This window comes from Streptomyces sp. CB01881 (assembly GCF_002953255.1).
Taxonomy (GTDB): domain Bacteria; phylum Actinomycetota; class Actinomycetes; order Streptomycetales; family Streptomycetaceae; genus Kitasatospora.
Window position 1 is genome coordinate 7511378 of the sequence record NZ_CP026498.1, and the last position, 24079, is coordinate 7535456.

At 73.1% G+C, this 24079-nt stretch carries 21 protein-coding genes and 1 tRNA gene; 16 read left to right on the top strand and 6 right to left on the bottom strand.

All coding sequences use genetic code 11. The features are described 5' to 3' along the window. The 6 genes from C2142_RS40215 to C2142_RS22780 all read left to right on the top strand — a co-directional run. Positions 1-245, top strand: a 245-nt coding sequence (locus C2142_RS40215; protein WP_241002725.1) for a hypothetical protein, incomplete at its 5' end; no start/stop codon positions are given. Between the two features lie 161 nt (positions 246-406). After that, a tRNA-Met gene (locus tag C2142_RS22760) sits at positions 407-480 on the top strand. 181 nt (positions 481-661) lie between these two features. Further along, positions 662-1333 (top strand): DUF4097 family beta strand repeat-containing protein, encoded by a 672-nt coding sequence (locus tag C2142_RS22765; protein WP_148644363.1) that lies wholly within the window; start codon positions 662-664, stop codon positions 1331-1333. Positions 1334-1415: 82 nt separating this feature from the next. Beyond that, positions 1416-2603 (top strand): histidine kinase, encoded by a 1188-nt coding sequence (locus C2142_RS22770; protein WP_148644364.1) that lies wholly within the window; start codon positions 1416-1418, stop codon positions 2601-2603. After that, on the top strand, positions 2600-3289 hold the full coding sequence (locus C2142_RS22775; RefSeq protein ID WP_148644365.1) for a response regulator transcription factor: 690 nt from the start codon (positions 2600-2602) through the stop codon (positions 3287-3289). The genes C2142_RS22770 and C2142_RS22775 overlap by 4 nt, the downstream gene beginning before the upstream one ends. A 131-nt stretch (positions 3290-3420) precedes the next feature. Then, on the top strand, positions 3421-4029 hold the full coding sequence (locus C2142_RS22780; protein ID WP_148644366.1) for a hypothetical protein: 609 nt from the start codon (positions 3421-3423) through the stop codon (positions 4027-4029). A gap of 59 nt (positions 4030-4088) precedes the next feature. Here the strand turns inward: C2142_RS22780 and C2142_RS22785 are convergent, their stop codons facing one another. Both C2142_RS22785 and C2142_RS22790 read right to left on the bottom strand, forming a co-directional pair. After that, on the bottom strand, positions 4089-5888 hold the full coding sequence (locus C2142_RS22785) for a hypothetical protein (protein WP_148644367.1): 1800 nt from the start codon (positions 5886-5888) through the stop codon (positions 4089-4091). After that, the gene (locus C2142_RS22790; protein ID WP_148644368.1) at positions 5885-6949 is read right to left on the bottom strand and encodes a MoxR family ATPase; all 1065 of its coding nucleotides are present in this window, start codon (positions 6947-6949) and stop codon (positions 5885-5887) included. Before C2142_RS22790 ends, C2142_RS22785 begins: the two co-directional genes overlap by 4 nt. Before the next feature lie 112 nt (positions 6950-7061). Between C2142_RS22790 and C2142_RS22795 the strand changes: the two genes are divergently transcribed. The 4 genes from C2142_RS22795 to C2142_RS22810 all read left to right on the top strand — a co-directional run bounded on the left by C2142_RS22795 (position 7062) and on the right by C2142_RS22810 (position 11629). Beyond that, positions 7062-7802, top strand: a complete 741-nt coding sequence (locus tag C2142_RS22795) for a Sir2 family NAD-dependent protein deacetylase (RefSeq protein WP_148644369.1) — start codon at positions 7062-7064, stop codon at positions 7800-7802. A gap of 128 nt (positions 7803-7930) precedes the next feature. Beyond that, complete coding sequence (locus C2142_RS22800; protein ID WP_148644370.1) at positions 7931-9145, top strand: cytochrome P450; 1215 nt, start codon at positions 7931-7933, stop codon at positions 9143-9145. Between the two features lie 22 nt (positions 9146-9167). Continuing rightward, complete coding sequence (locus C2142_RS22805; protein WP_148644371.1) at positions 9168-10163, top strand: ADP-ribosylglycohydrolase family protein; 996 nt, start codon at positions 9168-9170, stop codon at positions 10161-10163. Between the two features lie 131 nt (positions 10164-10294). Beyond that, positions 10295-11629 (top strand): serpin family protein, encoded by a 1335-nt coding sequence (locus C2142_RS22810; RefSeq protein WP_148644372.1) that lies wholly within the window; start codon positions 10295-10297, stop codon positions 11627-11629. An 82-nt stretch (positions 11630-11711) separates the two neighbouring features. Here the strand turns inward: C2142_RS22810 and C2142_RS22815 are convergent, their stop codons facing one another. Further along, on the bottom strand, positions 11712-12812 hold the full coding sequence (locus C2142_RS22815; RefSeq protein ID WP_148644373.1) for an ADP-ribosylglycohydrolase family protein: 1101 nt from the start codon (positions 12810-12812) through the stop codon (positions 11712-11714). Positions 12813-12923: 111 nt separating this feature from the next. Then, positions 12924-14258 carry a DUF2786 domain-containing protein gene (locus C2142_RS22820; protein WP_241002726.1) on the bottom strand — a complete coding sequence of 445 codons (1335 nt, stop codon included), beginning with the start codon at positions 14256-14258 and terminating at the stop codon, positions 12924-12926. 461 nt (positions 14259-14719) lie between these two features. Between C2142_RS22820 and C2142_RS22825 the strand changes: the two genes are divergently transcribed. Then, positions 14720-15376 (top strand): DUF3800 domain-containing protein, encoded by a 657-nt coding sequence (locus tag C2142_RS22825; RefSeq protein ID WP_162002523.1) that lies wholly within the window; start codon positions 14720-14722, stop codon positions 15374-15376. A gap of 176 nt (positions 15377-15552) precedes the next feature. After that, positions 15553-17787, top strand: coding sequence for a hypothetical protein (locus C2142_RS22830; RefSeq protein WP_148644375.1), 2235 nt, complete (start codon positions 15553-15555; stop codon positions 17785-17787). 50 nt (positions 17788-17837) lie between these two features. Here the strand turns inward: C2142_RS22830 and C2142_RS22835 are convergent, their stop codons facing one another. Next, entirely contained in the window at positions 17838-19481 is a 1644-nt protein-coding gene (locus tag C2142_RS22835; RefSeq protein ID WP_148644376.1) for a transporter, read from the bottom strand. Beyond that, the gene (locus C2142_RS22840) at positions 19478-20347 is read right to left on the bottom strand and encodes an ABC transporter ATP-binding protein (RefSeq protein WP_148644377.1); all 870 of its coding nucleotides are present in this window, start codon (positions 20345-20347) and stop codon (positions 19478-19480) included. Before C2142_RS22840 ends, C2142_RS22835 begins: the two co-directional genes overlap by 4 nt. Before the next feature lie 245 nt (positions 20348-20592). Here C2142_RS22840 and C2142_RS22845 point away from each other — a divergent pair, with 245 nt between their 5' ends. The 4 genes from C2142_RS22845 to fusA form a co-directional block, all read left to right on the top strand. Then, positions 20593-21156 carry a DUF1707 and DUF4190 domain-containing protein gene (locus C2142_RS22845; RefSeq protein ID WP_241002727.1) on the top strand — a complete coding sequence of 188 codons (564 nt, stop codon included), beginning with the start codon at positions 20593-20595 and terminating at the stop codon, positions 21154-21156. Positions 21157-21590: 434 nt separating this feature from the next. Then, the gene (rpsL, locus tag C2142_RS22850) at positions 21591-21962 is read left to right on the top strand and encodes a 30S ribosomal protein S12 (RefSeq protein ID WP_014144289.1); all 372 of its coding nucleotides are present in this window, start codon (positions 21591-21593) and stop codon (positions 21960-21962) included. A 2-nt stretch (positions 21963-21964) separates the two neighbouring features. Next, positions 21965-22435, top strand: a complete 471-nt coding sequence (gene rpsG, locus C2142_RS22855; RefSeq protein WP_148644378.1) for a 30S ribosomal protein S7 — start codon at positions 21965-21967, stop codon at positions 22433-22435. Positions 22436-22474: 39 nt separating this feature from the next. Continuing rightward, a partial coding sequence (gene fusA / locus C2142_RS22860; protein ID WP_241002728.1) for an elongation factor G occupies positions 22475-24079 on the top strand: 1605 nt, incomplete at its 3' end.

The window sequence follows — 24079 nt, forward strand, 5'->3', positions numbered from 1 at the left end:
CGGCGATCCACGCCAAGTCGGACCCGCTGCTGGGCCTCAAGGAGAACGTCATCCTCGGTAAGCTCATCCCGGCCGGTACGGGTCTGCCCCGCTACCGCAACATCCGGGTCGAGCCGACCGAGGAGGCCAAGGCCGCCATGTACTCGGCCGTCGGCTACGACGACTACGACCTGTCGCCCTTCGGCGCCGGCTCCGGCCAGGCGGTCCCGCTGGACGACTACGACTACGGCCCGTACACCGGCTGAGTCAGCTCCGGTGCTCGCCGCCGGGCACCAACCGCTCGGGCGGTCACCCCTCACGGGGTGGCCGCCCGGCGGCGTTTCCGGGCCGGCGCCGCCGTGGATCCGGGCCGAGGTGAAACCGATTAGGTTTCCCGGGCAAGGTCGCGTAGAGTCGTGTTTACCGACGCGGGGTGGAGCAGCTCGGTAGCTCGCTGGGCTCATAACCCAGAGGTCGCAGGTTCAAATCCTGTCCCCGCTACAAATCGAAGGGCCCGGAGGCATCTAGCCTCCGGGCCCTTCGGCGTTTCCCGGGTCTTCGGGCTCCCCGGCTCCCCCGTGCGAGGGAGCCGGGGAAACCGCCCGGGCGGGCGAGGTGGAGCCCGGGGTGGCGGGGGAGGCTTCTCGGCGTCGGAGGAACCAACGTTGGAGGGGAGCCGGAAATGAAGCGGGTACTGGGGGCGGCGGCAATCACCGGGGCGGTACTGCTCGGAATGTCGGGGTGCTGGGCCGGGGACGACGAGCAGCGGCGGGACGTCGCCTACGGGGTGTCCGGGTCGGTGCGGGAGCTGGTGATCGCCGGGCACACCGGCGGGGTCACGGTGCGCGGGGGCGGGGGCGCGGTGAAGGTGTCCGAGCACCAGAGCTTCCACGGCGAGGCCCCGCGGAGCAGCCACGAGCTGAAGGACGGCACGCTGACGCTGACGTACGACTGCGAGAACTGCGGGATCGGGTACGAGGTGGACGTGCCGGCCGGGACCAAGGTGCGGGTGACCGCCGAGACCGGCGGGGTGAAGCTGGCCGGGCTGGCGGGCGAGGTGGAGGCGACGGTCTCCACCGGCGGGGTGGAGGCGAGCGGGCTGACCTCGCCGACGGCGCTGCTGCGGACCGGGACGGGCGGTATCGAGGCGTCGTTCGCCACCGCCCCGGGGAAGGTCGAGGCGCGGGCGCAGACCGGCGGGGTGCGGCTCAAGGTCCCCGCCGGGGACGCCTACGCGGTGGACGCGAGTGCGGGCACGGGCGGGGTCGACGTGACGGTACCCCGGCAGCCGGGGGCGCAGCACAGCATCCTGGCGCGGACGGAGACCGGGGGCGTGACGGTCGCCCATGGCTGAGCGCCGCGCGCCGGTGGTCGTCCCGGTGGGGCATGATCTTCTCCGCGGGGACGCCCTCCCCGCACCCGGGGGAGGAGCGGTGATGGGGCTGGTGGCGCGCTGGCGGAGCCGGCTGGCCGGGGTGAACCCGTACGTGCTGGACGTGCCGTTGGCACTGTTCTCGGCCGGGGTCTCGGGCTGGGCGGTCCTCAACGACGACAGGGCGTGGCCCTGGTGGGTCTTTCTGATGGCGCTCTGCACGGCCCTGCCGCTGCCGTGGCGCCGCCGGGCGCCGCTGACGGTGGCCGCGCTCAGCGGTCTGGCGTCCGTCCCGGTGTCGGTGGTCGCCCACTCGGTGATGCCGCAGATCCCGGTGTACGCGGTGCTCACCATCTACACGGTGGCGGACCGGGCGCGGGACTGGCAGCGCGGGCTGCTGCTGGTGATCCTGGTCGTCTCCAACATCCTGGGCACCCACTCGGTGAACGGGGCGTTCTTCAGCCTGCTGCTGACCGTCGGCACCTTCGTGTTCGGCTCGCTGGTGCGCGAGTTGCGCCGGCTCGCGCTGGTGGAGTCGGAGCGGGCGCGGGAGGCCGGCCGGCGGGCGGCCAGCGACGCGGCGCGGGCGGTGGCGGAGGAGCGGGCCCGGATCGCCCGGGAGATGCACGACATCCTGGCGCACGCCGTCTCGCTGATGGTGATCCAGGCGGAGGCGGGGCCGCTGGTGGTGCACAGCAGTCCGGAGCGGGCGATCAAGGCGTTCGACACCATCGCCGACTCGGGCCGTGACGCGATGGTGCAGCTGCGGCGGGTGCTCGGCGTGCTGAAGGAGGAGGGCGCGGCGCCGGAGCTGGCGCCGCAGCCGCGGCTGGCCGAGCTGGCGGCGCTCGCCGAGCGGGTGCGCGGGGCCGGCCTGCGGGTGGAGCTGGACCTGGGGAGCTTCGACGGGCCGCTGCCGGCCGACGTGGAGGCGGCGGCGTACCGGATCGTCCAGGAGGCGCTGACCAACACGGTGAAGCACTCCGGCGCCTCCGGTGCCTCGGTGCGGGTGGTCCGGGCGGGGGAGGAGCTGGAGGTCGTGGTCTCCGACGACGGGCACGGCGTACGGCCGCGCGCGGACCGCACGGTCAGCGACTGGTCCGGCGGGCGCGGGCTGGTCGGCATCCGGGAGCGGGCGGCGGCCTGCGGCGGGCGGGCCGAGGCCGGTCCCGGTCCGGAGGGCAGGGGTTTCCTGGTGAGCGCCCGGCTGCCGGTGGGTGCAGCGGGCCTGGCGGAGAGGGTGGGCGGATGACGCCGATACGGGTGGTCGTCGCGGACGACCAGGAGCTGGTGCGGGCCGGGTTCGGGATGATCCTGGACGCGCAGCCGGACATCGAGGTGGTCGCGGAGGCCTGCGACGGCGTCGAGGCGATCGCGGCGGTGCGCGAGCACGGCCCGGACGTGCTGCTGCTGGACGTCCGGATGCCGGTGATGGACGGTCTGGAGGCGGCCCGCCGGGTCTGCGCGGAGTACCCGGCCACCAAGGTGATCATGCTGACCACCTTCGACATCGACGACTACGTCTTCGACGCGCTGTACGCGGGGGCCAGCGGGTTCCTGCTCAAGGATGTCCGGCGGGACGACCTGGCGCACGGCGTGCGGATGGTGGCCTCCGGGGAGGCGCTGCTGGCGCCGTCGGTGACGAGGCGGCTGATCGGGGAGTTCGCCGCGCGACGGCCGGGCGGGGCGGCGCAGCCGGCGCAGGGCGTGCGGGCGCCGTCCCGGCTGCTGGAGCAGCTGACGGCGCGCGAGCAGGAGACGCTGCGGCTGCTGGCGCGCGGGCTCTCCAACGCGGAGATCGCGGCCGAGCTGGTGGTGAGCGAGCACACGGTGAAGACGCACGTCAGCAATGTGCTGAGCAAGCTGGGGCTGCGGGACCGGGTGCACGCGGTGGTGTTCGCGTACGAGGCGGGGGCGGTCGTCGCGGGGGAGGGCTGAGGCCGGGCGCGCCGGCGTCTCCCCCGCACGGGGGAGGCGGCGGGTTCGCCGGTGCGGGCGATCCGCGACGAAGGGGCCGGCCGACAGCATCTGGGGTGTCGGAATCGGAACCCGCAGACCGGAGAACACCCGTGGACAGCACGAAGCGCGAGCGCCTCACCCCGTACGCCATCGCCGGCGGCCCCGCTCTGATGGCGCTGTACGGCGGCATCCGGCTGCTGGACGGCTCCCGCGACCCGGGCGCCGGCTGGTTGGTCGGCCACAGCCTGATGCTGGCCGGGCTGCTGCTGTTCGGCCCGGTGCTCGCGGCCCTGCACGGGCGGCTCTCGCCGCGCGGCACGGCGGGCCGGGTCGGCGCCGGCACGCTCGCGGGGGTGGCCTTCGCGGGCCTCGCGGCCTCGGTGGTGCAGATCGGCATCGACCTGTACGTCGGGGCGGTGGCCGTCGACAAGGCGGACCAGCACCGGCTGTTCGACAGCATCCAGAGCCGGCCGGGGGTACTGCCGGCCTTCTACTCGGTGGGACCGCTGCTGTTCTACGTCGGACTGCTGGCGCTGCTGGTCGCCGCCTCGGTGGGCCCGGCGCGCACGCTGCGCTGGTGGAGCCCGGTGCTGGTGCTGTGCGGCGTCGCGATGACGGCGGCCGACCTGGCGCTGATCCCGCCGGCCGCGGTGCTGTTCCTGGTGGCGCTGGCGCCGCTGGCCGGCTTCGGCGGGGCCCGGCGCCCGGCGGTCGCCTGAACACCGCGGCAGGACGGGCCGGCCGCCCCCGCCGGGGCGGGGCGGCGCCCCGGCCCGCGTCAGCGCATCCGGAAGACCGGCCCGCGCGGGGTGAACGGCAGGACGGCGCCCTGCGGGACGAGGTAGGCGTGCTCGCGCCGCACGCGCAGCACGTCGCACCCGCCGTCGGTGATGACCAGGACGGGCGCGCCGGGCGGGAAGTCCTCGGCCCGCTCCAGCAGGTCCACGCCGGGCTGGAGGACCGTCCCGCCGCGCCCCCGGACCCGGACCCGCCCGGCGATCTCGGCGACCGGCACGTACCCGGCGTCGAACGGCGCGGCGTCGCAGTACACCACCCGGGCCGCCGTGACGTCCCGGGCGGCGGCGTAGGAGGCGATCGCGCCCAACGCCTTGCCGAGCAGGACGCGGCTCATCGAGCCGGAGGTGTCCAGCACCACGCCGAAGGTGCAGCGCGGCACCTCCTCGGGCGGGTGGTGGCGGCCGGCCCGCGGGATGTCCGGGGTGGCGGCCTGCCGCCGGGCCGGGCGGGAGTAGCTGCGCACCGGCACCGGCGAGGGGACGAACTCGTCGAACCAGCGGGCGAGTCGGGCGTCCCAGGGGAGCGGCGGGTGGGCGAGTGCGCGGATCTCCTCGACCAGTCCGGCCGGGAGCAGTCCGCGTTCGCGCTGGTGCATGACGAACCCCTGCTGGAGTCCGCGCCGGTAGAAGTCGTCCAGGTCGACGTAGTCGCGCGGGCCGCGGTCGAGCGGCTCGCCCAGGATGTCCGGACGGTTCTTGCCGGCGAGGGTGGCCAGCCTGCGGATCCGGCGCTGGTCGCGGGCGATCCGGTCGTAGACCTCCTCGGCCGACAGCCCCTTCAGCAGGGGGTCGTGCAGCAGCCCTTCGGGCATCTCACCGACGCCCATCTCCAGCAGCCAGCCGTTGATGACGTAGTCGGCGGCCACGTTGAACAGGAACGGGTCGCGCCCGCCCCGGCGTTCGCCGTGCTTCAGCGCGGCGTGCAGCATCTCGTGGCCGAGGATGAAGCGCCACTCCTCGCCGGTGAAGCGCCGCAGCGGGTTGAGGTAGATCTCGCCGGCCTCGGTGTTGACGGCGGCGACGGTGATGTCGTGGGCGCGGGCGAGTTCGGCGTCGGCGACCAGGGTGAGGCCGGCCGCGATGCCGCCGAGCAGCGGGTAGGAGGAGATGAACCAGTTGAGCGCGGTGGTCCACGGGCGTTCGGGCAGCCGCTCGCCGGTCTCCGCGTCGACCCGGCCGCCGGCCAGGTCCATGGCGGCGGACATGGCCCGGGTGAGGGCGGCGGCGAAGGCGGTGCTCCAGTCCTCCGGCTGCTTCCGGGTGCTCTGCCACTCGGTCAGCAGCTGGTCGACACCGTGGCCGGCGGTGCCGGTGGCCGCGGCGCCGGGCGGCAGGCCGTCGCGGCGCCAGCGGGCGGCCAGCTCCTCCTCGTCGCCGCCGGGGTGGACGGCGGGCAGGGGGACGGGGGCCCGGCCCGTCGGGAAGCCGGCGAGGAAGCGGTTGACGACCGCGCAGCGGGCGGCCGCCTCGTACGCGTCGGGCTGGACCCGTCGGCCCCGGGCGGCGGGCAGGTGGCCGAAGCCGAGGTGGAGCAGGCAGTGCGCCAGCACCCAGGCCCACTCGGCGGGTTCGGCACGGCGGCGCGGGTTGACGTGGACGACGCCGTGCGAGTCGGTCACCGCCCAGCCGTCGGCCGGGAAGACGGTGCAGGTCTCCGAGCGGCAGACGGTGGCGTCCAGCGCGGCGAAGGCGCGGTTGCGGCGGAGCAGTGCGCGGCCGGCGTCGAAGGCCTCGGTGGCCGGGTCGGGGCGGGCCTGCTGCTTCCCGGCCGAGGCCTTCACCGGCGGGCCTCGACGAGGCGGGGCATGTCCCGGGCGGCCTCGATCAGGAACCAGGACGGCAGCACCGGATTGCCGTCCGGCCCGTCGGCGATCACCGTCTGGGCGACCTCGACCGAGATCTCGGCCAGCTGCACCAGCAGCGACTTGGACCGGTACGCCGTCTCCCGCAGCGCCCCGGAGGCGTGCTCCTTGCGGGCGGGCAGCTCCTTGACCAGCCGGCCGCGGAAGGCGTCGGCGAGGTAGTAGAGCAGGTCGCGGTCCTCCGGCCGGTGCGGCCAGCGGGCGTCGCCCCTGATGATCGCCTCCAGCCCGTACGCGTTGCGGACGATTTTGGCGTACCCGCAGAAGGCCACCGCGTGCTGCGGGGTGAGCAGCCCGTGCGCGACCACCTTGAGGGTCTCCTCGTCCAGGGTGGGCCCGAAGGAGTGCAGCGCGTCGGAGAGCATGTGCCAGGCGCGCGGGGTGGAGAACGGCTCCTCGCTCTTCGGCGGCGCGGACCAGAGGTGGTCGGGCCGGTCAGTGAGGTGGTCCGTCACCCACGGGTGGATGCCGGATCCCGCCGCCCAGCCCAGCCAGTCCTCCGCGCTGGCCCGCAGATGGACGTGGACCAGGCGGTTGACCAGTGCGGACGCCATCGGCCGGGCGAGCGCGCCGTCGGTCGCACGGTTCCCGGCGCCGATCACGATGGAGCCGGGCGGCAGCTCGTAGGAGCCGATCCGGCGGTCCAGGATCAGCGAGTAGAAGGCCTTCTGGACGTCCGGGGTGGCCGCGTTGAGTTCGTCCAGGAAGAGGCAGTACGGCTCGTCGCGGGCGATGTGCTCGGGCGGGCAGAACCGGGAGCGGCCCTCCGGGGTGAGCTGCGGGACGCCGATCAGGTCCTCCGGGGCGAGCTGGGTGCCGACCAGGCTCACGCACTCCAGTCCGAGCGAGTCGGCGAACGCCCGGACCAGGGAGGACTTGCCGATCCCGGGAGCGCCCCAGAGGAAGACCGGCCGGACGGTGGCCAGCCCGAGCAGCAGCTCGGGGATCTGGGCGGGCGAGACGGTGACGGCTCCCTGCACGGGGCTCCTTCGGTGTTCGTACGGGCGACCGGGCCAGTGTGCGGCTGGAGTTGACGCTGCGCACGGGATTTTCGGTGGCGGCCCGGGAGCACGGGCCCGTACCGTCCGGGGCATGAACGCGAAGCGCCCGCTGATCGCCGTCCTCACCGGCGCCGGGATCTCCACCGACTCCGGCATCCCCGACTACCGCGGCCCGAACGGCCTCTGGCAGCGCGACCCGAAGGCCCAGGAGCTGGTCACCATCGGCCCGTACCTGGCCGACCCGGACGTCCGCCGGCGGGCCTGGCTGATGCGCCGGGACGCGGGGGCGCTGGCCGCCGTGCCCAACGCCGGGCACCGGGCCCTGGTCGGGCTGGAGCGCAGCGGGCTGCCGGTGCGGGTCCTCACCCAGAACGTCGACGGCCTGCACCAGCGGGCCGGGCAGACCGCCCGCAAGGTGCTCGAACTGCACGGCACCGCGCGGGAGGTGCAGTGCGTGGACTGCCGGGCGGTCGGCCCGACGGAGGAGGTGCTGGAGCGGGTGGCGGCCGGTGAGCCGGACCCGCCCTGCCGGGAGTGCGGGGGCGTCCTCAAGCCCCGCACGGTGATGTTCGGCGAGAACCTCGACCCGGTGGTGCTGGAGCAGGCCGACGCGATCTCCAAGGCCTGCGACGTCTTCATCGCCGTCGGGACCAGCCTCCAGGTCTTCCCGGTGGCCGCGCTGCCGTTGAACGCGTTGAAGACCGGGGCCCGCCTGATCATCGTGAACGGCGAGTCCACAGCGTTCGACGAGGCGGCGTCCGAGGTGATCCGCGAGCCGATCTCCACCGCGCTCCCGGCGCTGGTCCGCCGGCTGGTGGCCCGTTACGTGTAGCGGGCGCGGGCGGTCCTGTCCGGTTCGGGCCCTGCCGCGGCCGCGGCCCGAAGGGGCTTAAACCGGACAGGCCGCGTGCGTACGATGATCACTCCGGCTACCCCCTCACGGCCTGGAGTGATCGACCGATGACGACGACGGCGAAGTTCGACCCCTGGTCGGCGGAGTTCGTGGCCCACCCGTACGACGCGTACGCCGAACTGCGCGAGCACGCCCCGGTGACGTACTACGAGCCGACCGGCCAGTGGCTGGTCTCGCGGTACGAGGACGTCAGCGCGCTGCTGCGGGACCGGCGGCTCGGGCGCACGTACACCCACCGGTTCACGCACGAGGAGTTCGGGCGGCCCGCGCCCGACCCGGCGCACGAGCCGTTCCACACGCTCAACGACAACGGGCTGCTCGACCTGGAGGCGCCCGACCACACCCGGATCCGGCGGCTGGTCTCCAAGGCCTTCACCCCGCGCATGGTCGAGGGGCTGCGCCCGACCGTGCAGCGCCTCGCCGGCGAGCTGGTCGACGGGCTGCTCGCGGCCGGCGGCGGCGACCTGGTCTCCGCCGTCGCCGAGCCGCTGCCGGTCGCGGTCATCGCCGAGATGCTCGGCGTCCCGGAGTCCGACCGCCACCTGCTGCGGCCGTGGTCCGCCGACATCACCGGCATGTTCGAGCTCAACCCGACCGAGGAGACCGCCCGCCGGGCCGTCACCGCGAGCGTCGAGTTCTCCGACTACCTGCGGGCACTGATCCGCGAGCGCCGGGCCGCGCCGGGCACCGACCTGATCAGCGCCCTGATCCAGGCCCAGGAGGGCTCGGACGCGCTGAGCGAACAGGAGATGGTCTCCACCTGCGTCCTGCTGCTCAACGCCGGCCACGAGGCCACCGTCAACACCACCGGCAACGGCTGGTGGGCCCTCTTCCGCAACCCGGACGAACTGGCCCGGCTGCGCGGCTCGGTGGACGAGCTGCTGCCCACCGCCGTCGAGGAACTGATGCGCTGGGACACCCCGCTGCAGATGTTCGAGCGCTGGGTGCTGGAGGACGTCGAGGTACGCGGCGTCACCATCCCCCGAGGCTCCGAGATCGCGCTGCTCTTCGGCTCCGCCAACCGCGACCCGGCCCGCTTCGCCGACCCGGACCGGCTCGACCTGGGCCGCACCGACAACCCGCACATCACCTTCGGTGCCGGAATCCACTTCTGCCTCGGCGCTCCGCTTGCCAGACTGGAGCTCACCGAGTCGTACGGCGCACTGCTGCGCCGGGCGCCGGGCCTGCGGCTGGTCCGCGAGCCCGGGTGGCGCCCGGGCTACGTGATCCGGGGGCTGGAGGAACTGCTGGTCGAGGCCTGAGAGGGCCGGGGGGAGCCGAACAATGGGCAAGGCGACGGGTGCACTGCTGGGGCTGGCGATCGGGGACGCGCTGGGTCACCGCACCGAGTTCGACGAGATCGAGCACATCGCCCAGTACTGCGAGCACTGGCGTGAACTCCCGCTCCCCGAGAAGGCGCTGGTCACCGACGACACCCAGATGACGCTCGCCCTCGGCCGCGGCCTGCGCACCGCCCTGGAGCGCGGGCCGCTCGGCCCGCTGCGCCTGGAGCGGCCACTGCGCGAGGAGTTCGTCGACTGGTGGCGCTCGCCCGAGAACAACCGCGCCCCCGGCGGCACCTGCATGCGCTCCTGCCAGCGGCTCTCCGACGGCCGCCGCTGGCAGGAGGCCAGCGACATCGGCTCCAAGGGCTGCGGCGCCAACATGCGGGTCGCCCCGATCGGCCTGGTCCGCGAGCTTGACACCCGGCAGCTGGCGGGCGCCGCCCAGCTGCAGTCCGCACTCACCCACGGCCACCCCACCGCGCTCGCGGCCAGCGACCTCACCGCGTACGCCGTCCGCAAGCTCGCCGAGGGCCTGCCGCCCGCCGGGCTGGTGCCCGTCCTGCGGGCGTACGCGCTGGCCAACCGCACCCGGTACGACGAGTCCTGGCTCGGAGACCTCGCGGCGCACGCCCACGACCACTCGGCGGAGCAGTTCATCGCACGGGGCTGGGACGAGTGCCTCGGCATCCTCGCCCGGCTGGACGCGGCGCTCGCCGCGCCCGACGTCGAGGCGGACCCGTGCCTGGCCACCGGCGAGGGCTGGATCGCCGAGGAGGCGCTCGCCACCGGCCTGCTCTGCTTCCTCCTGCTCCCGGACGACCCGGTGGCCGCCGTCCGCCGGGCCGCGTACTCCTCCGGCGACTCCGATTCGATCGCCTGCCTGACCGGCGCCTTCGCCGGTGCCCACCACGGGGAGGCGGCCTGGCCGGCGGACTGGGTGGAGCGGATCGAGTACCGGGACGAGCTGCTGGCGCTCGGCGCGCTCTGGGACTGAGCGCGCTGCACCCCGCCGCGCAGCACTGATTCCCGCCGGAGATCCCTGCGGAAGACGATCACGGCACCGCGGCCCTGCCGGCGCCCCCTGCCCGGACGGAACCGTCCGGGCAGGGGGCGCGTCGAACCGCCATGAACAGTCGAACCGACCGGACCGGCCCCCGCCCGGCGGTCCTGCTCCTCACCGCGACCCTCACCGCCGCGCTCGCCGCGCCGCTGCTCACCGGCTGCGGCTCCACCGGCGCCGCCGCACCCGTCGTCGTCCGCGCCTCCGCGCCCGCCTCGCCGCCGCCGGCCGACCCGGCCCAGGTCGCCGCGACCGCGGCCGCCACCAACGCCTTCGGCCTGGACCTCCTGCACACCCTCACCGCCGACCCCGGCCAGGCCGGCCGCAACGTCGTGCTCTCGCCCTCCGGCCTGGCCACCGTGCTCGCCATGGTGCTGCCCGGCGCCCGCGGCACCACCGCCGACGAGCTCGCCAAGGCCCTGCACACCGAGCTCGCCCCGCAGCAGTACGCCCTCGCCACCGGCGCCCTCGACCGCCCCCTCCCGCCCACCGACGGGCTGGCCCTGCGGCAGTCCGACGACCTCTGGGCCCAGCAGGGCTTCCCGCTGAACCAGGACTACCTGGCCACCCTCGCCGCCGCCTTCGACACCGGCGTGCACACCGCCGACTTCAGGAAGGACCCGGAGGGCGCCCGCAAGGCCGTCAACGCGGCCGTGGAGAAGGCCACCGAAGGCCGGATCAAGAACCTCTTCGGCGAGAAGGCCGTCAACGAGGACACCCGGCTGGCGCTCACCGACGCGCTCTACCTCAAGGCGAAGTGGGCCTCCCCGTTCAAGGCCGGGTACACCGCCGACAAGCCGTTCCACCGCCTGGACGGCTCGGCCCCCGCCGTCAGCACGATGCGCCAGAGCGGCACCTTCCGCTACGCCGAGGGCTCCGGCGGGATCCTCGGCGAGCCCTGGCAGGCCGTCGAGCTCCCGTACGCGGACGGCGGGCTGGCGATGGACCTGCTGGTGCCCGCGCAGGGCGGCTTCGCGGGCTTCGTCAAGGGCCTGGACCAGGCCCAGCTGACCCGCATCCTGGGCGAACTCGCCGAGCGGTCGGTCGACCTGACGCTGCCGCGGTTCCACTTCGACACGGCCAACGAGCTGACCCCGACGCTGCGCGCGCTCGGCGTGAACGCCGCGTTCGACGCCGCCGACCTCGGGGGCATCCCCGGGCCCGGCGCGAACGAGCGGCTGAAGATCGGCACGGTCGTCCAGAAGGCCACCATCGAGGTGGACGAGGAGGGCACGGTGGCCGCCGCCGGCAGCGGCGTCGGCCTGGAGGCGGCGGGTGCGGCGGCCCCGAAGCAGCCCGCCGAGCTGCACATCGACCGGCCGTTCCTGTTCCTGATCCGGGACACCGCCACCGGCCGGCCGCTCTTCCTCGGCCAGGTCACCGACCCGCAGGCGCGCTGAACACCGGCCGGACGCAGGACCGTGGGGTCACCGGGCGGGGCGACGGCCCGTCACCGGGGACCGGTCCACCGGCCGGCCCGGCCTACCAGGCCGGGTAGCGGCCGCCGAGCGCCGGGTGGGCCGGCTCCCGGCTGCCGAACAGCACCAGCAGGTCGTCCGCCACCCGCAGCAGCGTCTCGTTGCCCTCCACCGCCTCGGTCCAGGCGGCCGGGAGGGCGGCGGCGCCGTAGGCCGCGCCGACCAGGTTGCCGCAGACCGCGCCGGTGGAGTCGCTGTCCCCGGAGTGGTTCACCGAGAGCAGCAGCGCCGTCCGGGCCGGGTCCGGCCCGGAGGCGGCGGCCAGCAGGCAGTACACCGCGATGGCCAGGCACTCCTCGGCGATCCAGCCGAGCCCGACCCGCTCCACCGCCTCCGCCGACGGCTCGGACTCCTCGGCCACCCGCACGGCCCGGGCCAGCGCCTGGACGGTCTCGTTGGACGCCGGCCACTCCCGGGTCTGGTCGACGGTCTGCCCGACCGCCGCCCACGGCTCCACGCCGTCCGCCAGCCGCTCCACCAGTGCCGCGAAGGCGCCTGCCGCCAGGTAGCCGGTCGGGTGCCCGTGGGTGAGCTGCGCGCACTGCGCGGCCAGCCCGAAGGACTGCTCGGAGCCCAGCCGGGCCAGCCCGAACGGTGCCGAGCGCATCACCGTGCCGCACCCCTTGGAGTGCGCGTTGATCGGCCCCGGCTGCCCGAACGGCGCCGGCGCCTCGAACTCCGGGTGGTACGACACCCCGCTCAGGCAGGCGTTGCCCGGCGCCCGCCGCGCGTACAGGAACGGCTGGCGCAGCAGCCAGCCGTCGTACGGGCGGGGGAGCGGCTGCTGGTCCGGCGCGCCCTGGCTCTGGGTCAGCAGCCAGCGCCGGTAGGCGCCGTGGACGGCCTCCGGCACCGAGCCGCCGCCACCGGACCAGCCCCGGACGAAACCGCGGATCAGGCCCTCGGCGGTGAACAGCGTCATCTGGGTGTCGTCCGTGACCTCGGCGATCCGGCCGCCGGACGGCAGCCCGGTCACGCCGGCCGGGCCGCGCTGGTCCCGGATCTGGTGCAGCTGCTGGAACTCCACGGGCCAGCCCAGGGCGTCCCCGACAGCCCCGCCGAGCAGCGCCCCGCGCACCCGGTCCTGGTACCCCGACTCCGTCACCGCCACCGTTCCCCCTCCGCTCGTGCCGGAGTCCGTTCTATCAGGCCGGGGCGGCCGCGCCGCCCCTCGCCGGCCCGGGCCGGGCGCCCTCCCGGCCCGGGCCCGCGCCGCTCAGGGCCGGATCTCACCGGCCCGGCCGTGCAGCGCGGCCCGGTCGGCGGCGGCGCGGCCGGCCGCCCAGCCCTCGCCGTCGCTCACCCGGACCCGCTGCGAGACCAGCTTCGGGAACATCCGCCCCACCTCGTGGTCCACTGCCTCGGTCCGGGCCGCCAGCGCGGGCAGCAGCCGCTCGTCCGGCACCAGCTGCTCCGCGGTGCCGTCCTCGCGCAGGTGCCGGCCGGCCGCCGCGTCGCTGGTCGCCCGCTCGGTGGCGGCGACCAGCCGCTCGCGGATCCGGGCCGCGTACGCCACCAGGAAGGAGTGCCGGAACGCCTTGGTGCGCGAGGCGCCATCCAGGTGCTGGCGCGAGCCGGCCTTGTTCATCGCGTGCGTGGCCTGCACCAGCAGCGAGGTGTAGAGCAGCTCGACGCCGTCCAGGTCCGCGTCGAAGCCGATGATGGTGCAGAAGCCGAACTCCTTGGCCCAGACCACCCGGCACCGGTTGGCCGCCGCCACCGCGTCCAGCAGCATCGTCTTCGGGCCCTCGTACGGGTTGTCCACGCCGATCCGCAGCGACGCCGGGGCGTTGCGGTCCGCGCCGGCGACGGCCAGCAGCGCCTCGTCGATGCTGTGCTGGGCCATCAGCTGCTGGGCCTTGGCGGTCAGCGCCTCGGCCTCGTCCGGGTACTCGGTGGACTCGGCCTTCGCCAGTAGCGCCCGGATCCGGGAGAGCATCCGGGGCTCGCCGGGCACCGGCCCGGACGACGGCCGGCTGTCGCGGGGCGCGCCCCCAGCCTGGCGGCCGGGAGGTACCCCCACCCCGGGCGCCGGGCCGACCGGGGCGATCGGGGGCAGCCGCCCCCAGGACCGCAGCAGCTCCAGCACCGCGGTGGCCAGCGCGAAGCGGTCCAGCCGGTGCCGGTGCGCGAAGGCGGCCAGGTACGCCTCGTCGCCCTGCCACCAGACCCCGGCCTCCAGCTCGCGCAGCTGCTCCTGCCAGCGCCGGTCCAGGGCCGCCGCCGGGTGGCGCCGCCCCTCGGCGGCGATCAGGTCCACCGAGAGCGCCAGGTGGACCGGCTTCAGCTCCCGCCGTACCACCCGGACCAGATCGGCCGGCCGCCACCCCGCCGACCAGCACCGCCCGACCGCGGTGTCCGCGTGCGCCAGCAGCGCCCGGCTCACCGCCGGCCACTGGGCGGGCGACGCCGCCAGCAGCGAGGCCCCGGTGTCCAGTGCGAGGTCCAGCCGCTCGTCCGGCGCCGTCAGCACCGCGCCCACCGCCTGCGCCAGCAGCGGTCCGGCGCCGCCGTCCGCCCCGGCCTGGCCCTGCTGCCTGCGCTTGCCCACGGTGTCGTCCGCTCTCCTCGTACCCGCCCTGCGGTCAGGACAGCCTCCTGCCCATGATGCCGGAGGTCGCCCCGGAACCCGCCGGGCTGCCTGGCCGGCGAGGAGCGATGCCGCGCTATCCGGAATTCAATATTCCGTCAGTTTCGTTACCTGGGCCAGGTTTAGGCGATGCCCATCTACTACTCCCAGTAGTAGGATCACCGGAGAGCGAGCCCTCCGGTGATTGCATGCGGCCGGTGCCTGGGAATCGTCCCGGGCGCCTCTGTGCACTGGCTCCGCACTGATCTTGCGAACGTCGTCCGACACGGCGGGCCGCTCGATCGAGAGCGGGTCCGGCCACGTCGTCGTCGGAGTGACGTAGCGCGTTGATGAGCCGACGTGTCCCCGCGAACGCGAGAGCGTGGGGAGGGCCCCGACAGGTGTCGGACGAGGCCAATGGCTCGCGGTGGGGGCCTCCCTTCATGCACCAGCAGCCGGTGGACCGGCACTTCTACCTCGACGACTCGGGCGCGCACGACCAGGGGATCTGGCTCTATGCCTGGATGGGCGTACCGGCCTCGGACGAGGCGCGGTTCGTCGACGAGATCGACGCGTTCCGGGCCGGGCTGCTGGCCGAGTACGGCATCCCGGTCGAGTTCGAGCTGCACGCGACCAAGTTCCTCACGGGTCACGGCCGCCCCGGGGGCAAGGAGCTGGCGCCGATGCATCGCAAGCACATCGCCCAGCACATGCTCGACCTGCTCGACGCCCAGCCCGACCTGTCCGTGGGCGCGGTCTTCGCCCACCGGCCCCTCAGGTACCGCCGGCTCATGAACGAAGCCTTCACCGGGACGCTTCGGCGGATCGATGCGCAGTTGGAGGCGGCCAGGGAGTACGGGCGGCTGGTGATCGACGGCGACGGCACCAATCCGCTGTACCAGGCCGTGTTCGACGAGGTGCGGCCTGCCCGGATCACCGGACTCGGGTTCGCTCCGGCGCACGAGAGCCAGCTCATCCAGTTCGCCGACCTCGTCGCCTACACCGCGTTCCAGCGGTTGCTCCGGGCTCCCAGGCGGGCCTTCATGCACCACTGGTACCCGACTCATCTGGCCAAGGCGCACGGCCCCGAGCGGGTCTGAATCCGGCCCGAGACGACGAAACCCCGGCACTTGGCCGGGGTTCGTAAAAGCAGACCTGGCGACAGCGTTCACAGTCGCCCGGACCACGTCATCACTGTACCGCCGCCCGACGGCAAAGGCCATGTCATAGATCCCAGGACTTCAACCCAATCAGCCCGACAGATGAAGGGATTGCTGTGACTGCATCCATTGGATTCAAGGAGCCAGGCCGTTCCGGGCAGGAGACCGGCCATCCGACGCTGCCGGGGCCGCGCGGGCCGGAGAGCCTGAACTTCGTCCTCAAGGGCGAGGAGTTCACCATCAGCGGCTTCGAGCGTCAGCTCCCGGAGCCCTCCTCCGCGACCGCCCGCGGCAGGCTGGTCCGGGCCGGCCTCGCCGACCCCGGGACGGCCCTCGACGAGAACGGCTGGCACGCGGTGGCCCGTGCCGTCGTCCACCCCGAAGCCATCGCCGCGCAGCTGCGCACGCAGACCGGTCTGGCCTCCGCGCTGATCGAGGAGCATGTCGAGGGCGCGACCCTGCGCTCCATCCACGCGCGGGCCTGGCTCACCGAGCTCATCCCAGGCCTTCAGCCCAGGACCGGGCAGGAGGCGCTGCCGGTTCCGGACCCGGTCGTCCGAGGGGTCCTGGACCCTGCTGAGGGGCAGACGGCCGGCCGGCCACTCGCCACGGTGGCATACGAATACGAGAACCTGCAGCACCTGCGGGACCACCTGCAGCAGACCATTGTCTACACCCGGGACGCCAATCCGAACCCGTACGACCAGTCCATCCTCGCGCGACGGATCACCCGCGCGGTGATCGCGCACCCCTGCCGACTGGAGTTCAAGGACGAAACCGAGAGCATCAACGTGCTGGTGGTGCGGGACGGCATCACCCGGATCACCAGCGCATGGGCCCTGCTCGCCGGTGACGACGCCAAGCCGGACGAGATCGCCCGGGTCGCGTCGGACCTGCTGCTGGCCGAGAAGCCCACCCGCCGGAACGCGGCCGAGCGAAGCCTGAGCCAGCGGCACGCACTGGGGCGCCAGGAAGAGCTGGAGCAGCTCCGCGGCGAGTTCCTGCGCGGGCTCGGCGATCCGCCCTCCGACCGAGCGGTGAGGATCGGGCAAACGCTCGTCGTGCCGGCACAGATCGCGGTGGGACTACAAGCCTATCCAGGTGGTGTCCTGCCGGACACCGAACTCTTCGACGACGCGGTGCGGAGCATCCTCGCCGCGGTGCACGTGGAGTTCAAGGGCTGGGACGCGGCCGCGCAGAACGTCGAGGTCGGGTCCCGGGCGCTGCGTCGGGTGCTGCTCTCCAACGCGGTGAAGCGGGCCGCCGGCTCGGCGGACCTGGCCGAGGTCGTGGATCTGGCGGTCGGCCGGATCAAGCCTGGCCAGGTGCCCCGGGTGTTCGGCGACCGGGCGATCCCGCCGTCACCGCTCTGGCGAGCCGTCTACCTGGTGCACGCCCTGACCCGGCCCGAGCTCTACCGCGAGGTGAAGCGCCACGCGATGGATATCAAGGGCACCCGGGCGATGACCTTCCGCGGGTTCGCGGAGCTACTGGGCCCGATCGTCGACCTCCCGTGGCGTGCGGCGAAGAAGGCGGTCCTCCAACAGGCACGCAACGCCTGGGGCAACGGTGGTGTGCTCACCGACGAGGTCCTCAAGAAGTCCTGGGAGCCGGTACCGACCTCCCGCTTCACCGACTTGGTCCGGCCTGCCATCGGCGGCGATCTCGACGCGCGGATGACCCTCGCGGTGGCGGGCGGTATCGCGCTCATCACGGACAAGCTGCTGACCCGGAATGTGGGCTCGACGGTTGGCCGTACCGTCCCGTTCCGTGCCGACGTGCACGCCGTGGTGGCCGGCCTGTCCGGGCAGGACAACGAGGCCGGCCTCTGGCTGCTGGCGTACGCGGCCGATCGGTTCGAGCCGGACCGCCAGGCCAAGAACTCCCTGACCGACGCCCAGCTGAGCCGGGTGACCGATCTGACGTCGTACTACTCGTACGTTGACGTCGACCTCGCGCAGCCCGACCGGGTGGCGCGGGACGTGACCGGGGTCGAAGTCGGGCTCAGCCAGTACAGGGTGGTGGCCGCGTCCGACCCGGCGCAGACCGAGCAGGCGGAAGCCGAGAAGCGGAAGGCCTTGGGGGGTGAGCAGCTCTCGATAAACGAGCAGATCGCTCAGGAACGCTCCGGCCTGCTGAAGGCCCTGGAGTCCGCCGAAGACCGCTTGAACACCCTCACGGCCCTCACCACGAGCAGCACCCTGAACGCCTTCGGTTCCAAGTCCGAATGGGAGCCGCTCTACAAGCTCTCCTTGAAGCTCCAGAACGCCATCTACAACGGCGGGACCACTATCCCCGGCACCGAGGTCTACGCGGGCGACGAGGAGTACGAGGGCGACGACGAGGAGTAGCACCCCGCACGGGTGGGCCGGCCCCGAGGCCCGGGCCCACCCGGCGGCCGTCAGCGTTCGACGGTCTTGGCGAGGATCTCCGGGATCCGCTCCAGCAGGCGGCCGGCCGCGAGGCGCAGGCCGAGGAAGGCGACCAGCACGCCGTAGAGCGGGCCGAGCAGGAGGACCGGCCAGGCCGGGCCGTCGGTGACCAGGGCCCACCCGAGGTAGCCGGCCACCGGGGCGCCGAGCAGGGCGGCGCCGAACATCGAGCCGAAGCTGTTCAGCATCACCAGGCCGCTCTGGCCGGGAGCGGCGTTGCGCATCGGGCTGCTGTCGGCCGGCATGGTGTACGGCGTCAGCACGCTGAACACCGCGCCGATCGCGATGCCGCAGCCCAGCAGGGCGAACGCCAGGCCGACGGCCGGTGCCAGGCCGGCCCAGTCGCCGGTGACGCCGGCCAGCGGAACGGCCAGCACGAGGGTCACCGGCACCGCGTACGAGAGCACCGCGTAGGCCCGCCCGCGCAGCTCGTCCCGGGCGTCGGTGGGGGTGAGCAGGGTCGCGGCGACCATCCAGAAGGCCGAGCCGTCCATACCGAACAGGTTGACCATCTGCAGGCCGAGGAACAGCCCGGTCGCCGCGATCAGGTAGACGGTGGACCAGCCCTGGACGACCGAGAGCACGCAGAGCACCACGGTCATCCCGATGCTGGTGAAGACGGCGGCCTTGGCCCGCGGCTCCCGCCAGGCGTACCTGAGGTGACGCTGCATCACCGCGCCGGTCCGGCCTTCGGGCAGGAAGCGCCAGCCGCGGGAGGACTGCACCCCGCGCGCCACCTCCAGGGTGGAGGCGTCCGCGGTGACCATCAGCTGCTGGAGGCTGGCCCGCCACCAGCGAAACAGCAGCGCCAGCAGGGCGGCGGTGGTGGCGAGCTGGAGCAGCGCCAGGCCGTAGCGCCCCTCGCCGGCGGTGCGGGCGGCGTCCACCGCGCTGACCGGCGGCACCCAGCGCAGCACCGAGGCGATCGGCGCGAGCGGGCTGAGGTCGACGCCGTGCTCGCCGGGCTTGCCGAAGACGCTCTGCGAGCCGAGGTTGGCGATCTGGACGAGCAGCGCGAAGAGCAGGCCGCCGAAGATCGCGAAGTCCTTGCCGCGCCGGCTGGAGAGCAGCCGGGCGTTGCCGGCCGCGACCGAGCGCGAGAGCGTCACCAGGCAGACCACGGCCAGCGGGACGCCGGCCAGCGCGGCCACCGCGGAGGCGGCGCCGTCCGCGCCGGACAGCGCGGCGCCGGTGAGCAGCACCAGCGCGACCAGCGGCCCGGGCCCGATCAGCGCGGCCAGCAACGAGCCGCGCAGCAGCGGTCCGGGGCGCAGCGGCAGCATGGTGAGCCGGGTCGGGTCGGAGCTCTCGTCGCTGGCGAAGAGGAACAGCGGCAGCGCGGCCCAGCCGATCGCGAGCACGCCGGTCAGCATCACGCCCGCGTCCCCGGCACCGTCGTGCCCGTTGAGCAGTGCCATGCCGAGGGCGACCAGGGCCGCGAACAGCAGGCCGATCACGGCGCCGATGACGTAGACGGCGGTCCGGCCGGGGCTGCGCCGCAGCCCGTTGCGGAGCAGCCGGAGTTTGAGCGCGACGAGCGCGCGGACCACCGTCCGGCCGTCGGGCACCGGGGTGGGGACGGCGCGGACGCCGGTGGTCTGGGGGGAGCTCACCGCTGCTCGCCCCCGAGCCGGTCGCCCTCGGGGTGCCCGTCGCCGGCCGGTGCGCCGTCGATCCGGCCGTTCCCGAGCCAGCCGAGTGCCTGGACGTCGTCCTCGCGCACGCCGATCAGGGACAGGAAGGCCTCGTGCAGGCTGCGCTCGCCGCGTACGGCGTCCAGCGGCCCCTGGGCGATCACCTGGCCGGCGTTGACCACGGCGACCCAGTCGCAGAGCTGTTCGACCAGCTCCATGACGTGGCTGGAGAAGACGACGGTGCAGCCGGCCGCGGCGTACCGCTTGAGCACCCCGCGGATGGTCTGGGCGGAGACCGGGTCGACGCCCTCGAAGGGCTCGTCGAGGAAGAGCACGTCGGGGTTGTGCAGCAGCGCGGCGGCCAGGCCGATCTTCTTGCGCATGCCGGTGGAGTAGTCGGCGACCAGCTTGTCGGCGTCGCCGGCCAGGTCGAGGACGGCCAGCAGCTCCTCGGCCCGGCGGTCCACCTCGGCGCGGGGAAGGCCGCGCAGCCGGCCGTTGTACTGGAGCAGTTCGCGGCCGCTGAGCCGCTCGAACATCCGCAGGCCCTCGGGCAGGATGCCGATCCGGGCCTTGACCGCGACCGGGTCGGCCCAGACGTCGGAGCCGTGGACCAGGACGGTGCCCTGGTCCGGCCGGAGCAGGCCGGTGACCATCGACAGGGTGGTGGTCTTGCCGGCGCCGTTCGGGCCGACCAGCCCGATGAACGCCCCGGCCGGCAGCTCCAGGCTCAGTCCGGCCACCGCGGCCTGGGCGCCGAAGCGCTTCCACAGGCCTTGGATGCTCACGGCCGAGGGGGCGCTGGGGGCGGGTGTGGGGGAGGGCGGCGGCGCTGACGCCTGCATGGTGGCCTTCTCTGTGCTGGTAGGGGTGGTTCGGCCGACAGCCTGCCACCGCCGGGACGGGGCTGTCGCCACCTTAATGATCTTCGGCGCGTCTGGGCCGAACGGGTGACCCTGCCGAGGTGTGCGGGCCCCGTTCCGGACGTTGCGGAGTCCGCCGTGAAAAGTGGCAACTACTCAGCGCCCCGGTTCGTCCTGCACTATGAGAGGCAGTGAGCGCGCTGGGCGCCGGGTGTCGGAGGTGGCGGATGGCGGTTCAGCCGTGGGGCGAGCAGAGCCCCGGGTACGGGGCCGGGTCACCGCAGGTGCCGTCCGATCCGTACACCAGGTCGCGCCCGCCCGCGCAGGTGCACCAGTCGCAGATGCGGGCGGCGCACACGGACCGGGACCGCACGGTCGACGTGCTGAAGGCCGCGTACGCCGAGGGCCGCCTCACCGCCGACGAGTACGGCCAGCGCTTCGACGCGGTGAGCGCCGCGCAGACGTACGGCGAGCTCGCCCGGCTGGTGGCCGACCTGCCGTCCGGCCCGATGATGACGCCGATGACGCCGGTGGGCCAGGTGCCGCCCACCTTCCTGCCGCCGCCCCTGCTGCCCCCGGCGCGGCCCACCAACAGCATGGCCGTGACCTCCCTGGTGCTCGGCCTGATCGGGCTCGGGCTGCCCGCCGTGATCACCGGCCACATCGCCAAGAACCAGATCCGCGAACGCAACGAGGACGGCGACGGGATGGCCACGGTCGGCCTGATCTTCGGCTACATCGGCTCGGCGGCCTGGACCCTGCTGATGCTGGCCGTGGTCGCCGCGGGGTGACCCGGGCGCCGGCCGGCCGGGCCACCCGGAGGCCCGCTCCGGTGGCGGCGCCCGCCGGGGTGTGGTAGAGCAGCAGGTGAGCGGTCCGACACCGGGCGGCCGCGCGCGGGACACCCGGGCGACACCCGGCCGAAGGCCACGACCTGCGGCGTTGCATTTGTTTTGACCGAGCCCGATGCGCTAGGTACGCTCTGACCTTGTGCCTGGGGTGTCCCCGGGTCCTTGTGCGTGCATGCACACCGGTCGCCGCGCCAAGCCGGAGCGCCTTTTCGGCGCGCCGCGCGTGAGCGCCGTCGCTGTACAGCAGCCCATGGGATTCCGTGCCGGAATAAACCCAACACACCCGACCGCGTGGGTCGACCACGGGGCCGTGTGCGACGGGAACACCGCAGGTTAGTTCCACCAAGCCTTGGCACACAGAAAACGGAGAAACGGTGCCTACGATCCAGCAGCTGGTCCGAAAGGGCCGGCAGGACAAGGTCGAGAAGAACAAGACTCCCGCGCTGAAGGGTTCCCCGCAGCGCCGTGGGGTCTGCACGCGTGTGTACACGACCACCCCGAAGAAGCCGAACTCGGCGCTTCGCAAGGTCGCCCGTGTGCGCCTCACCAGCGGGATCGAGGTCACCGCTTACATTCCGGGCGAGGGCCACAACCTGCAGGAGCACTCCATCGTGCTGGTGCGCGGTGGTCGTGTGAAGGACCTTCCTGGTGTCCGCTACAAGATCATCCGCGGTTCGCTTGACACCCAGGGTGTCAAGAACCGCAAGCAGGCCCGCAGCCGCTACGGCGCCAAGAAGGAGAAGTAAGAATGCCTCGTAAGGGCCCCGCCCCGAAGCGCCCGGTCATCATCGACCCGGTTTACGGCTCCCCGGTCGTCACCCAGCTGGTCAACAAGATCCTGCTGCACGGCAAGCGCTCCACCGCCGAGCGGATCGTCTACGGCGCCCTTGAGGGCGTCCGTGAGAAGACCGGCTCGGACCCGGTCGTGGCGCTGAAGCGCGCGCTGGAGAACGTCAAGCCGGCCCTCGAGGTCAAGTCCCGCCGTGTCGGTGGCGCGACCTACCAGGTTCCGGTCGAGGTCCGTCCGGGCCGCGCCAGCACCCTGGCGCTGCGCTGGATGGTCGGTTACTCCCGCGCCCGTCGCGAGAAGACCATGACCGAGCGCCTGATGAACGAGATCCTCGACGCCAGCAATGGCCTGGGCGCTTCCGTGAAGCGTCGCGAGGACACTCACAAGATGGCCGAGTCCAACAAGGCCTTCGCGCACTACCGCTGGTAGTCCCTACCCCGTCACTAGACAGAGAGAGAACGAGCCACCATGGCTGCAACCTCCCTTGACCTCGCCAGGGTCCGCAACATCGGGATCATGGCGCACATCGACGCGGGCAAGACCACCACCACCGAGCGGATCCTGTTCTACACCGGTGTCTCGTACAAGATCGGTGAGGTCCACGATGGCGCTGCCACCATGGACTGGATGGAGCAGGAGCAGGAGCGCGGCATCACGATCACGTCGGCCGCGACGACCTGTCACTGGACGCTCGACGGCGTCGACAACACCATCAACATCATCGACACCCCGGGTCACGTCGACTTCACCGTCGAGGTGGAGCGTTCGCTGCGCGTCCTCGACGGTGCCGTCACGGTGTTCGACGGTGTCGCCGGTGTCGAGCCCCAGTCCGAGACCGTGTGGCGGCAGGCTGACCGCTACGGCGTCCCGCGCATCTGCTTCATCAACAAGCTGGACCGCACGGGCGCGAACTTCTTCTTCTGCGTCGACACCATCGTGGAGCGCCTCGGCGCGACCCCGCTGGTGATGCAGCTCCCGATCGGTGCCGAGTCGGACTTCCAGGGCGTTGTCGACCTGGTCCGCATGAAGGCGCTGGTCTGGACGGCCGAGGCCGCCAAGGGCGAGATGTACGACATCGTCGACATCCCGGCCGAGCTGGCCGACCAGGCCGCGGAGTACCGCGAGAAGCTGCTGGACACCGTGTCGACCGTCAGCGACGAGGTGATGGAGCTCGCCATGGAGGGCGAGGACGTCCCCCAGGAGCTGCTGATCGCCGCGATCCGCAAGGGCACGCTGAACTCGGACTTCACGCCGATCTTCTGCGGCACCGCCTTCAAGAACAAGGGCGTTCAGCCCCTGCTCGACGCGGTCGTCAACTACCTCCCGTCGCCGCTGGACATCGAGTCCATCGAGGGCACCAAGCCCGGCGACGACACGGTCAAGATCTCCCGCAAGGCGTCGGACGACGAGCCGCTCGCGGCTCTGGCGTTCAAGATCATGTCCGACCCGCACCTGGGCAAGCTCACCTTCGTCCGGATCTACTCCGGGCGCCTTGAGGCCGGCACCGCCGTCCTCAACGCGGTGAAGGGCCGCAAGGAGCGCATCGGCAAGATCTACCGCATGCACGCGAACAAGCGTGAGGAGATCGACTCGGTGGGCGCCGGCGACATCGTCGCCGTCATGGGTCTCAAGCAGACCACCACCGGCGAGACCCTGAGCGACGAGAAGCACCCGGTCATCCTGGAGTCCATGGACTTCCCGGCCCCGGTCATCCGCGTCGCGATCGAGCCGAAGTCCAAGGGCGACCAGGAGCGGCTCGGTACCGCCATCCAGCGCCTGGCCGAGGAGGACCCGTCCTTCCAGGTCAACACGGACGAGGAGACCGGCCAGACCATCATCGCGGGTATGGGCGAGCTGCACCTTGAGGTGCTGGTCGACCGTATGAAGCGTGAGTTCAAGGTCGAGGCCAACGTCGGCAAGCCGCAGGTCGCGTACCGCGAGACGATCCGCAAGGCCGTCGAGCGTATCGACTTCACGCACAAGAAGCAGACCGGTGGCTCCGGCCAGTTCGCGAAGATCCAGATCGCGATCGAGCCGATCGAGTCCGGCGAGGGCTACGAGTTCGTGAACAAG